The organism is Mycobacterium sp. TH-M82, from assembly GCF_057473605.1.
Map to the genome: position 1 here is coordinate 1 of NZ_JBYCKY010000328.1, position 9,517 is coordinate 9,517.

Annotated in this window: 7 protein-coding genes and 1 pseudogene; all 8 read left to right on the forward strand. The window is 67.9% G+C overall.

The features are described 5' to 3' along the window. Positions 1-2,236: valine--tRNA ligase (locus AC2VON_RS10265; protein ID WP_486952861.1), on the forward strand; the 2,236-nt coding region annotated here is incomplete at its 5' end. 46 nt (positions 2,237-2,282) lie between these two features. Next, entirely contained in the window at positions 2,283-3,677 is a 1,395-nt protein-coding gene (folC, locus tag AC2VON_RS10270) for a bifunctional tetrahydrofolate synthase/dihydrofolate synthase (protein WP_486952862.1), read from the forward strand. Then, a complete protein-coding gene (locus AC2VON_RS10275) occupies positions 3,674-4,033 on the forward strand; it encodes a DUF4233 domain-containing protein (protein WP_486952863.1) in 360 nt (119 codons plus the stop codon). Before folC ends, AC2VON_RS10275 begins: the two co-directional genes overlap by 4 nt. A gap of 38 nt (positions 4,034-4,071) precedes the next feature. After that, on the forward strand, positions 4,072-4,482 hold the full coding sequence (gene ndk, locus AC2VON_RS10280; RefSeq protein ID WP_486952864.1) for a nucleoside-diphosphate kinase: 411 nt from the start codon (positions 4,072-4,074) through the stop codon (positions 4,480-4,482). 429 nt (positions 4,483-4,911) lie between these two features. Then, a pseudogene (gene rne, locus AC2VON_RS10285) lies at positions 4,912-7,476 on the forward strand (ribonuclease E); the annotation flags it as partial. A 126-nt stretch (positions 7,477-7,602) separates the two neighbouring features. Beyond that, the gene (gene rplU, locus AC2VON_RS10290; RefSeq protein WP_486952865.1) at positions 7,603-7,923 is read left to right on the forward strand and encodes a 50S ribosomal protein L21; all 321 of its coding nucleotides are present in this window, start codon (positions 7,603-7,605) and stop codon (positions 7,921-7,923) included. Between the two features lie 10 nt (positions 7,924-7,933). Then, on the forward strand, positions 7,934-8,200 hold the full coding sequence (gene rpmA / locus AC2VON_RS10295) for a 50S ribosomal protein L27 (protein WP_486952866.1): 267 nt from the start codon (positions 7,934-7,936) through the stop codon (positions 8,198-8,200). A 100-nt stretch (positions 8,201-8,300) separates the two neighbouring features. Continuing rightward, positions 8,301-9,517 (forward strand): GTPase ObgE (gene obgE, locus AC2VON_RS10300; RefSeq protein ID WP_486952867.1); only part of this gene is annotated, 1,217 nt, incomplete at its 3' end.

Genomic DNA, 9,517 nt, shown 5'->3' on the forward strand with positions numbered 1-9,517 from the left:
CACGATCGGCACCCAGATGCGGCGGCTGGGCGACGGGGTGGACTGGAGCCGCGAGCGGTTCACCATGGACGACGGTTTGTCGCGGGCGGTGCGCACCGTCTTCAAGCGGCTCTATGACGCCGGGCTGATCTATCAGGCCGAGCGGCTGGTCAACTGGTCGCCGGTGCTGGAAACCGCGATCAGCGATCTCGAAGTCAAATACGAAGACGTCGAAGGCGAGCTGGTGTCGTTCCGGTACGGCTCACTTGACGACGCGCAGCCACACATCGTGGTGGCCACCACCCGGGTCGAGACCATGCTCGGCGACACTGCCATCGCGGTGCACCCCGATGACGACCGCTACCGGACGTTGGTCGGTACGACGCTGCCGCACCCGTTCCTCGACCGCGAGCTGGCCGTCGTCGCAGACGAGCACGTCGATCCGGAATTCGGCACCGGTGCGGTCAAGGTCACTCCCGCTCATGACCCCAATGACTTCGAGATCGGATTGCGGCATCAACTGCCGATGCCGTCGATCCTGGACACACGTGCCCGGATCGTCGACACCGGAACGAAATTCGATGGCATGGACCGCTTTGAAGCCCGCGTCGCCGTGCGGGAGGCGTTGGCCGCGCAGGGCCGTGTCGTCGCCGAGAAGCGGCCCTACACCCACAGTGTCGGGCACTCCGAGCGCAGTGGCGAGGTCATCGAGCCGAGACTGTCGATGCAGTGGTGGGTCAAGGTGGATTCGCTGGCTGCGGCCGCCGGTGACGCGGTACGGCGTGGCGACACCGTCATCCACCCGAAAAGCCTTGAGCCGCGCTGGTTCTCCTGGGTCGACGACATGCACGATTGGTGCATCTCACGGCAGTTGTGGTGGGGGCACCGCATCCCGATCTGGTATGGACCCGACGGAGAGAAGGTGTGTGTCGGGCCGGACGAGACCCCGCCGCAGGGCTGGCGGCAGGACCCCGACGTGCTCGACACCTGGTTCTCCTCGGCGCTGTGGCCGTTCTCCACACTGGGCTGGCCAGATCACACCGCTGAACTGGAAAAGTTCTATCCCACCAGTGTTTTGGTGACAGGTTACGACATCCTGTTCTTTTGGGTGGCACGGATGATGATGTTCGGAACCTTCGTCGGTCCGCAGGTGCCGTTCCGAAACGTGTTCCTGCACGGTCTGATCCGCGACGAGCACGGCCGCAAGATGAGCAAGTCGCGCGGCAATGGTATCGACCCACTGGACTGGGTTGAGAAATTCGGCGCCGACGCGCTGCGGTTCACCCTGGCCCGTGGCGCCAGCCCGGGAGGTGACCTGTCTCTCGGCGAGGATCACGCCCGCGCGTCGCGCAACTTCGTCACCAAGCTGTTCAACGCCACCCGATTCGCGCTGCTCAATGGTGCGCATCCGGCACCGCTGCCGGACTTGGCCGACTTAGCCGATCTGACCGACGCCGACCGGTGGATTCTGGGTCGGCTGGAAGAGGTTCGCGCCGAGGTTGATTCGGCGTTCGATCGCTACGAGTTCGGCCGGGCCTGTGAGGCGCTCTACCACTTCGCCTGGGACGAATTCTGTGACTGGTACCTCGAACTGGCCAAAACGCACCTTGCCGGGGGACAGCAGCACACCGCCGCGGTGCTGGCCGTGTTGGCTACGGTGCTGGATACCCTGCTGCGGCTGCTGCACCCGGTGATCCCGTTCGTCACCGAGGTGCTGTGGCAACAACTGACTCGACAGGAGTCGCTGGTGATCGCCGACTGGCCCGTGGCGTCCGGGATCCCCCTGGACCCGGTGGCCGCTCAGCGCATCAGCGATATGCGCAAGCTGGTCACCGAGGTACGCCGGTTCCGCAGCGACCAGGGCCTGGCCGATCGGCAGAAGGTCGCCGCCCGGTTGACCGGCATTGCCGAGACGGATCTGACTGCGCAGCTGGCGGCGGTGACCTCGCAGGCGTGGCTCACCACGGCGGACGGTGATTTCACCGCCTCGGCGTCGGTGGAGGTTCGGCTTTCCGGCGGCACCGTGGTTGTCGAACTTGACACCTCCGGCACGGTGGACGTCGCCGCCGAACGACGTCGGCTGGAGAAGGATCTGGTCGCCGCCCGCAAAGAGCTGGCATCCACCAGCGCCAAGCTGGACAACGCGGAGTTCCTGGCCAAAGCCCCCGCGCACGTCGTCGACAAGATTCGCGACCGGCAGCGGCTGGCTGCCGACGAAACCGACCGTATCAGCGCACGCCTGGCGGACCTGGTGTGAGCGCCGACGACGATGCCGAGCGCAGCGATGCGCAGGAGCGGCGCCCATGAGCACGGCCCCGACCCCGGACGAGATCGCGTCGCTGGTGCAGGTGGAGCACCTGCTGGATCAGCGCTGGGGCGAAACGAAGATCGAGCCGAGCCTGACTCGGATCAACGCATTGATGGACCTGCTCGGCTCCCCTCAACGCAGTTACCCCTGCATTCACATCGCGGGCACCAACGGCAAAACCTCGGTAGCAAGGATGATCGACACGCTGCTGATCACGCTGCACCGGCGCACCGGCCGCAGCACCAGCCCGCACCTGCAGACCGTGGTCGAGCGCATCGCGATCGACGGTGCGCCGATCAGTCCCGCCGCCTATGTGGCGACCTACGCCGAGATCGAACCGTTCGTGCAGATGGTCGACGAATCGTCGCGGGCCAGCGGCGGCCCGGCGATGAGCAAGTTCGAGGTGCTGACCGCGATGGCGTTCGCGGCGTTCGCCGACGCCCCGGTCGACGTCGCGGTCATCGAGGTCGGGCTGGGCGGCCGGTGGGACGCCACCAACGTGGTCAACGCGCCGGTCGCGGTGATCACTCCGATCGGCATCGACCACGTCGAGTACCTGGGTGACGACATCGCCGGGATCGCCGGCGAAAAGGCCGGCATCATTCACCGGTCCGACAGCGAGCTGGTGGACAACGTCGCCGTCATAGCAGCGCAGGTGCCCGAGGCGATGGAGGTGCTGCTGGCGGCCTCGGTGCGCGCCGACGCGGCCGTCGCCCGGGAGAACTCGGAGTTTGCGGTGCTGCGTCGCCAGCTCGCGGTCGGTGGGCAACTGGTGGATCTGCAGGGTCTCGGCGGGGTGTACCCGGATATCTATCTACCGCTGTATGGGGAGCATCAGGCGCACAATGCGGTGCTGGCGCTGGCGGCGGTGGAGGCATTCTTCGGCGCCGGTGCCGCGCGCCAGCTCGATGTCGACGCGGTGCGGGCCGGTTTCGCGGCGGTCAGCAGCCCGGGCCGGCTGGAGCGGATGCGCAGCGCGCCCACCGTGTTCGTCGACGCCGCGCACAACCCGGCCGGGGCGGGTGCACTGGCGCGGGCGCTGGCCGACGAGTTCGACTTCCGGTTCCTGGTCGGCGTGGTCAGTGTGTTGGCCGGCAAGGACGTCGACGGCATCCTGGCGGCGCTGGAACCGGTGCTGGACCGGGTCGTCGTCACCTACAACGGCTCGCCGCGGGCGTGCGACGTCGAGTCCCTGGCGTCGGCGGCCCACCAGCGATTCGATGCAGACCGGGTGATCACCGCCGAGACCCTGCCGGAGGCCATCGAGACGGCGACCGCGCTGGTGGAAAACGAGTCCGCCGGCGGGACCGGCGGGACCGGCATCGTGATCACCGGCTCGGTGGTCACCGCGGGGGCCGCACGCACCCTGTTCGGACGTGAACCGCAATGACGGAACAGCCGGATCAGCCGCCGCCGGTGGATCCGTGGCGCAGTTTCCGCGGGGTGATGGCGGCCACCCTGGTGCTGGAGGCGATCGTGGTGCTGCTGGCGCTGCCGGTGGTCGGCGCGGTCGGCGGTGGGCTGACCGCGGCGTCACTGGTGTATCTGCTCGGCCTGGCGCTGGCGCTGGTGCTGCTGACTGCCATCCAGGGCCGGCCCTGGGCTATCTGGGCGGATCTGGCATTGCAGCTGGTGCCGGTCGCAGGTTTCCTGATCTACCCGGGCGTGGGTGTGGTCGGTGTGCTGTTCACCGTGGTGTGGCTGCTGATCGCCCACTTCCGCGCTGAGGTGCTGCGCCGGCAGTGACCGATGGGCTGACCGCGGTTTCGATACGCTGTCAGCTTGTGACCGAGCGGACCCTGGTGCTGATCAAGCCGGACGGCGTGCGTCGCCGGCTGGTGGGAGAGATCATCGGCCGGATCGAACGCAAGGGTCTGGCGATCGCGGCGCTGCAACTCATGCGCGTCGACGACGCGTTGGCGCGGCTGCACTACGCCGAGCATGAGGGCAAGCCGTTCTTCGCGTCGCTGCTGGAGTTCATCACGTCCGGCCCGGTGGTGGTCGCCGTGCTGGAGGGGCCAGCCGCGGTCGCGGCGTTTCGGCAGATCGCCGGCGGCACCGACCCGGTGCAGCAGGCCGTGCCTGGCACCGTCCGTGGCGATTTCGCGCTGGAAACCCAGTTCAACCTGGTGCACGGCTCCGATTCGCCGGAGTCCGCGCAGCGTGAGATCGCGCTGTGGTTTCCCGACCTCTGACCAGGCCCTGACTCACGGAGCCCAGCATGCACGGACTCGCACGCGCAGCGTCCGCGTGGTGCGATTTCACGCATGCTCGCCAGAGTCCGCGGGCGGTATGGGATACTGGACGCCGGGTGAACGTCATCGAACCGGTGGCCGACGCCCGGATGAAGACTTAGGCGAGTGCGACCACCGCCGAGCGCGGTGCGGCGCCGATCGTCCAGCCTCCATTCAGCCAGGCGCCGAGTGGGTTCCACCCGAGCCGCTCGGGGCGAGACCATCACAAGCCCGGGGGAATTGACCCGGGCACATAACGGAGGCTCTCGCGTGGCCGCGTCGCCGTGACGCGCCCGGGGGCTCGAGGAGACTTACGTGGCCGACGATGCTTTTTCCACAGACGTACCAGGACAGCCGACACAATCCAACCAGTTACCGGAGTTATCGGCCGAGGGCTCTGCAGCCGGCGAACCCGAGTCTCGGCTGATGCTGGAGACGACCTCGAAACAAACCCCGGACCGGCCCGAGTACCTGCCCCTGTTCGTAGCACCGCAGCCGGTGCCCTCCGGTACCGGTCAGACCGCCGACACCGGCACCGGCCTCGTCGAGGACGACGCGGGCATCGACGACGAGGCCGGGGAACGCCCGGCAAGCCGGCGCCGGCGCCGCGGCCGGCGTGGTCGCGGCCGTGGCCGCGGATCTGACGACCACGCCGACGCATCGGACGGGGAGGACGAGACCCAACCCGATGACGCCGACGAGGCCGAGCACGCCGGCGACACCGACGACACCGATACCGAGGAGGCGGGCTCCGTCGAGGAGGCCGGGAGCCGGCGGCGGCGCCGCCGGCGGCTCCGCAAGTCGGGTATCGGCGAGGAGGGCGACGCGGATGACACGTGGTCGTCCGCCGCATCCGACGACCCGCCCAACACCGTGGTGCACGAGCGGGTTCCGCGCACCGCCACCAAGTCCGGCAAGTTCGGCAAGTCCGGCAAGTCCGGCCAGGGTGGCCAGGGTGGCCAGGGTGCAGCCGGGGACGAGATCCAGGGGATCAACGGGTCGACCCGGCTGGAGGCCAAACGGCAACGTCGCCGCGACGGGCGTGACGCCGGCCGGCGTCGCCCGCCCATCCTGAGCGAGGCCGAGTTCCTGGCCCGGCGCGAGGCGGTCGACCGGGTTATGGTGGTGCGCGACCGGGCCCGGACCGAACCGCCGCACCAGGGTGTGCGCTACACGCAGATCGCGGTGCTCGAGGACGGCGTGTTGGTCGAGCACTTTGTCACATCTGCTGCTTCTCCTTCGATGGTGGGCAACGTTTACCTGGGCATCGTGCAGAACGTGCTGCCGTCGATGGAGGCGGCGTTCATCGACATCGGCCGCGGCCGCAACGGTGTGCTCTACGCCGGCGAAGTGAACTGGGAAGCGGCCGGACTGGGCGGGGCCAACCGCAAGATCGAACAGGCCCTCAAACCGGGTGATTACGTGGTGGTGCAGGTCAGCAAAGATCCAGTCGGGCACAAGGGCGCGCGGCTGACCACCCAGGTGTCGCTGGCCGGTCGCTACTTGGTGTACGTGCCGGGGGCGTCGTCGACCGGGATCAGCCGTAGGCTGCCCGACACCGAACGCCAGCGGCTCAAAGAGATCCTGCGTGAGGTGGTGCCTGCCGAAGCCGGCGTCATCATCCGCACCGCGTCGGAGGGCGTCAAATCCGACGACATCCGCGCTGACGTGAGTCGGCTGCAGCAATGCTGGAGCCAGATCGAAACCACGGCCGCCGAGGCCACGGAGAAGGCCGCCGGCGCCGCGCTGACGCTCTACGAAGAGCCTGGCGTGCTGGTCAAGGTGATCCGCGACCTGTTCAACGAAGACTTCTCCGAGTTGATCGTCTCCGGCGACGACGCCTTGGCGACCATCGAAGGGTACGTGAACTCGGTGGCCCCCGACCTGGTGGCGAAGCTGACCAGATACCAGCCCCCGGCGGGTCTGGAAGGGCAGCCCGCCCCGGATGTGTTCGCGGTGCACCGTATCGACGAGCAACTGGCCAAGGCGACGGACCGCAAGGTTTGGCTGCCGTCCGGGGGGACCTTGGTGATCGACCGGACCGAGGCGATGACTGTGGTTGATGTCAACACCGGCAAGTTCACCGGATCCGGCGGCAACCTCGAGGAAACGGTCACCAAGAACAACCTGGAGGCCGCCGAGGAAACCGTTCGTCAGCTGCGCCTGCGCGACATCGGTGGCATGGTCGTCATCGACTTCATCGACATGGTGCTGGAGTCCAACCGCGATCTGGTGCTGCGCCGGCTGACCGAGGCGCTGGCCCGCGACCGCACTCGCCACCAGGTGTCCGAGGTGACCTCGTTGGGGTTGGTGCAGCTGACCCGCAAACGGCTGGGCACCGGTTTGGTCGAAGCCTTCTCGACGCCCTGCCCGCACTGTTCCGGACGCGGCATCGTGCTGCACACCGACCCGGTGGACTCCGCCGCGTCGGGGCGTAAGTCCGCCTCGGGCCGGCGTGGCAAGCGGTCGAAGAAGAGCACGTCCGACCAACCGGAGGTGGCCACCGTGCCGTCGCATGCCCCCGGCGAACATCCGATGTTCAAGGCCATGGCCAATATGGCCACAGCCAACGGAGGCCAGGACGAGGAGTCCGACGAGCCCGATGTGGAGTCCGCGGCCGGGACCGGCGCTGGGCCCGCCGATGACGCCGACGACTTCGCGGACCTCGCTACCGACGAAGACGAAGACGAACTTGAAATGGAGGTCGACCTTGCCGAGGACGACGGGGGCTTCGACGACGATCTGGACGTCACTAACGGCCCGAATGATGACGATGATGACGATGATGACGATGATGACGATGATGACGATGATGACGATGACGATGATGACGATGATGACGATGATGACGATGACGATGATGACGGCTCCGGTGTGGCCGCCACCGTAGCGCCGGACCGTCCGCGCCGGCGCCGCGCGGCGGCTCGCCCGGCCGGGCCGCCAACCCGCGTTTGACCCCTTAGTCGCTGGTCAAGTACAGTTGATCAGTTGTCGCCAGGCCGGGCCGGCAAATCCCAGACCATATGTGAGCCCGATGGCGCGCGCCACGAGAGCACCCGACAGTAAAGGTAGACACCAGCAGTGGCCACAAAGGCGACGTACGCAATCGTCAAAACCGGCGGCAAGCAGTACAAGGTCGCCGTGGGAGACATCGTCAAAATCGAGAAACTGGACACCGAGCCCGGTGGGGCTGTGTCGCTGCCGGTTGCCCTGGTGGTCGACGGTGCGACCGTCACCACCGACGCCGCTAAGCTGGCAAAGATCGCCGTCACCGGCGAGGTGCTCGAGCACACCAAGGGCCCGAAGATCCGTATCCACAAGTTCAAGAACAAGACCGGCTACCACAAGCGGCAGGGTCACCGGCAGCGGTTGACCGTGCTCAAGGTCACCGGCATCAAGTAAGGCTGACGGCATGGCACACAAGAAGGGCGCTTCCAGCTCACGTAACGGCCGCGACTCCAATTCCCAGCGGCTTGGCGTCAAGCGTTTCGGCGGCCAGGTCGTCAAGGCCGGTGAGATCCTGGTCCGGCAGCGCGGCACCCACTTCCACCCCGGCGTCAATGTCGGCCGCGGCGGCGACGACACGCTGTTCGCCAAGGCTGCCGGGGCCGTCGAGTTCGGTGTCAAGGGCGGCCGCAAGACCGTCAACATCGTCACGGCGGGGCGGTCCGCCGACTAGGGAACCGAGCGAGCGTCGCGAGCGTGAAGCTGTTGCGACATTTCCCGGTGAAAATCGCAACAGCTGCACACTCGGCGCATGAGACGGGGAGGAAAGCCCAGTGCCCGCAGCGCCCCGGTTCGTCGATCGCGTCGTCATCCACGTTCGGGCCGGCGACGGCGGCAACGGCTGCGCCTCGATCCACCGGGAGAGGTTCAAGCCGCTCGGCGGCCCGGACGGCGGTAACGGTGGTCGTGGCGGCAGCGTGATGCTGGTGGTCGACCCGCAGGTGCACACCCTGCTGGACTTTCATTTCCGCCCGCACATCGTCGCGGCGTCCGGCAAGCAGGGCATGGGCAACAACCGCGACGGCGCCACCAGCGCCGACCTGGAAGTCAAGGTGCCTGACGGCACCGTGGTACTCGACGAGCACGGCCTCCTGCTGGCCGACCTGGTCGGGCCGGGTACCCGCTTCGTGGCCGCCGCCGGTGGCCGTGGCGGGCTGGGCAACGCCGCGCTGGTGTCGCGTGCCCGCAAAGCCCCGGGTTTCGCGCTGCTCGGCGAGCAGGGACAGGCCCGTGACCTGACCCTGGAACTCAAGACCGTCGCCGACGTGGGCCTGATCGGGTTTCCGTCGGCCGGAAAATCTTCGCTGGTGTCGGTGATTTCGGCGGCCAAGCCCAAGATCGCCGACTATCCGTTCACCACGCTGGCGCCCATCCTGGGGGTGGTCTCCGACGGCGAGCAGACCTACACCGTCGCCGACGTGCCGGGCCTGATCCCGGGCGCGTCGGCCGGCCGCGGGCTGGGCCTGGACTTCCTGCGGCACATCGAACGCTGCGCGGTGCTGGTGCACGTCGTCGACTGTGCCACCGTTGAGCCCGGCCGCGACCCGGTCTCCGACATCGACGCGCTCGAAGCCGAGCTGGCAGCGTATACGCCTACTCTGCACGGAGATTCGACACTCGGGGATCTGGCCGGCCGGCCGCGGGCGGTGGTGCTCAACAAAATCGACGTTCCCCAGGCCCGGGAGCTGGCCGAGTTCGTCCGCGACGACATCATCGACGCACGCGGCTGGCCGGTGTTCGCGGTGTCGGCGGTCAGCCGGGAGGGCCTGCGGCCGTTGACGTTCGCGCTGGCCGACATGGTATCGGCCTACCGCGCGGCGCAGCCGGCGCCGGTGGCGCGCCGGCCGGTGATCCGGCCGATTCCCGTCGGCGGCACCGGGTTCACCATGGCAGCGGATGGCCACGGCGGCTTCGTGGTGACCGGGACACGTCCGCAGCGCTGGGTCAGCCAGACCGACTTCGGCAACGACGAGGCGGTCGGTTACCTCGG